This window comes from Nocardiopsis sp. KDC1DS13DA1 (assembly GCF_055632325.1).
In genome coordinates this window covers 1-3,415 of record NZ_JBVMUY010000063.1, presented here as the reverse complement: position 1 = coordinate 3,415, position 3,415 = coordinate 1, and the positions used below count along the sequence as shown (strand labels likewise).

2 rRNA genes are annotated in these 3,415 nt (G+C 56.8%); both read right to left on the bottom strand.

Going from position 1 to position 3,415, the window contains the following annotated elements:
- Nucleotides 1–40 precede the first annotated feature (40 nt).
- Nucleotides 41–156 (bottom strand): 5S ribosomal RNA (rrf, locus tag ACTVAJ_RS29340).
- Between the two features lie 90 nt (nucleotides 157–246).
- Nucleotides 247–3,335, bottom strand: a 23S ribosomal RNA gene (locus ACTVAJ_RS29335).
- Between the last annotated feature and the right edge of the window lie 80 nt (nucleotides 3,336–3,415).

Here is a 3,415-nt window from a genome sequence, read left to right as displayed (position 1 = left end):
AGGGGGCCGTCCCCACAAGGACGACCCCCTCCAAGAAAAACCGTGGCAGCGACCTACTCTCCCACCCCACCACAGGGCAGTACCATCAGCGCACAGGGACTTAACGACCGGGTTCGGAAAGTTACCGGGTGTAACCCCCCTGCCATAACCACCACGGAAACCAAACACCACCACAACCCCACCCCACAGGCAGGACCACAGCGGAAAACCGTGTGAAACAGTATGCGCGAGCACCCAATTATCTGCAGCGGACAAGCCCTCGACCTATTAGTACCGGTCAGCTCCACCCCTCACAAGGCTTCCACACCCGGCCTATCAACCCTATCGTCTCTAGGGAGTCTTACCCTCTCAAGGAGGCAGGAGACCTCATCTCGAAGCAGGCTTCCCGCTTAGATGCTTTCAGCGGTTATCCCTCCCGAACGTAGCCAACCAGCCATGCCCTTGGCAGGACAACTGGCACACCAGAGGTTCGTCCGTCCCGGTCCTCTCGTACTAGGGACAGCCCTTCTCAAGTCTCCAACGCGCACAGCGGATAGGGACCGAACTGTCTCACGACGTTCTAAACCCAGCTCGCGTGCCGCTTTAATGGGCGAACAGCCCAACCCTTGGGACCAACTCCAGCCCCAGGATGCGACGAGCCGACATCGAGGTGCCAAACCATCCCGTCGATACGGACTCTTGGGGAAGATCAGCCTGTTATCCCCGGGGTACCTTTTAGCCGTTGAGCGACACCGCTTCCACACGCCGGTGCCGGATCACTAGTCCCAGCTTTCGCTCCTGCTCGACACGTCCGTCTCACAGTCAAGCTCCCTTGTGCACTTACACTCAACACCTGATTACCAACCAGGCTGAGGGAACCTTTGGGCGCCTCCGTTACTCTTTGGGAGGCAACCGCCCCAGTTAAACTACCCACCAGACACTGTCCCCGAACCGGATCACGGTCCAAAGTTAGATGCCCGAAACAGTCAGAGTGGTATTTCACCAACGCCTCCACCGCCACTAGCGTGACAGCTTCACAGGCTCCCACCTATCCTACACAAACCATCCCAAACACCAATGTCAAGCTATAGTGAAGGTCCCGGGGTCTTTCCGTCCTGCTGCGCGAAACGAGCATCTTTACTCGTAGTGCAATTTCACCGGGCCCATGGTTGAGACAGTGGGGAAGTCGTTACGCCATTCGTGCAGGTCGGAACTTACCCGACAAGGAATTTCGCTACCTTAGGATGGTTATAGTTACCACCGCCGTTTACTGGCGCTTAGATTCCCAGCTTCGCAGGCCGAAACCCGCTAACCAGTCCTCTTAACGTTCCAGCACCGGGCAGGCGTCAGTCCGTATACAGCGTCTTACGACTTCGCACGGACCTGTGTTTTTAATAAACAGTCGCTTCCCCCCGCTATCTGCGACCCCACCCAGCTCCGACCGTAAAGGCCATCACCAGACAGGGCTCCCCTTCTCCCAAAGTTACGGGGACAATTTGCCGAGTTCCTTAACCATGGTTCACCCGAACGCCTCGGTATTCTCTACCTGACCACCTGCGTCGGTTTAGGGTACTGGCCACACACGAACTCGCTAGAGGCTTTTCTCGACAGCATGGGATCACTCACTTCACCAAAAACGGCTCGGCATCACGTCTCAGCCTTCACGGCATGCGGATTTACCAACACACCAGCCTACACGCTTACCCCCGGACAACCACCGCCGGGTAGAGCTACCCTCCTGCGTCACCCCATCACTTACCTACTACAACATCGGTTCCCAGACCAGAAACCAACCCCAACCCGAAGGTCGAAGAAGGATCCAGCGTGGTTAGCATCCGTCGCCTCGATACTGGACGCTCGTGCACGGGTACGGGAATATCAACCCGTTATCCATCGACTACGCCTGTCGGCCTCGCCTTAGGTCCAGACTCACCCTGGGCGGATTAACCTGCCCCAGGAACCCTTAGTCAATCGGCGGCAACGTTTCTCACGTTGCTTTCGCTACTCATGCCTGCATTCTCACTCGCACACCCTCCACCACACGATCACTCGGCAGCTTCACCGGATGCACGACGCTCCCCTACCAACCCGGCCTAAAGACCGGGCTCCACAGCTTCGGCGGTGTGCTTAAGCCCCGCTACATTATCGGCGCAGAACCACTTGACCAGTGAGCTATTACGCACTCTTTAAAGGATGGCTGCTTCTAAGCCAACCTCCTGGTTGTCTCAGCAACTCCACAACCTTTCCCACTTAGCACACGCTTAGGGGCCTTAGCTGATGATCTGGGCTGTTTCCCTCTCGACTACGAAGCTTATCCCCCGCAGTCTCACTGCCGCGCTTCACTTCACCGGCATTCGGAGTTTGTCTGACGTCAGTAACCTTGTCGGGCCCATCAGCCAAACAGTAGCTCTACCTCCAGCAAGAAACACGCGACGCTGCACCTAAATGCATTTCGGGGAGAACCAGCTATCACGGAGTTTGATTGGCCTTTCACCCCTACCCACACCTCATCCCCCAGGTTTTCAACCCTGGTGGGTTCGGGCCTCCACGAGGTCTTACCCCCGCTTCACCCTGGACATGGGTAGATCACTCCGCTTCGGGTCCACAGCATGCGACTCAACGCCCTATTCAGACTCGGTTTCCCTACGGCTACCCCACCCGGGTTAACCTCGCCACATACCATGACTCGCAGGCTCATTCTTCAAAAGGCACGCCATCACCAACCCGAAAGTCAGCTCTGACGGCTTGACAGCACACGGTTTCAGGTACTATTTCACGACCCCTCACCGGGGCACTTTTCACCTTTCCCTCACGGTACTAGTGCACTATCGGTCACCAGGACGTATTTTGGCTTAGCAGGTGGTCCTGCCAGATTCACACGGAATTCCTCGGGCTCCGCGCTACTCGGGAGAACACCAACACCTAGACTCTTCCTTCACCTACGGGACTCTCACCCACTCCGGTACCGTTTCCCAACGGATTCAGCTAGAAGAACCATCAGCGCTCCAGGTCGGCAGACCTGGAAAGATGCATCCCACAACCCCGCACACGCAACGACTGCCGTCTATCACACGCGCACGGTTTAGCCTCTTCCCCGTTCGCTCACCACTACTGAGGGAATCACTGTTGTTTACTCTTCCTACGGGTACTGAGATGTTTCACTTCCCCGCGTCACCACCAACTGCCCTATACATTCAGGCAGCGGCAACCCGACACAACTCGGGCTAGGTTTCCCCATTCGGACACCCACGGATCAAAGCTCGGTTGACAACTCCCCGTGGACTATCGCGGCCTCCCACGTCCTTCATCGGCGCCTGGTGCCAAGGCATCCACCGTATGCCACTATCACTTGGCCACTACAGATAACAAGATGCTCGCGCACACTATTCACAAATCAAAACACCAACCGCATACCCCGACACCACTCAACCCACCA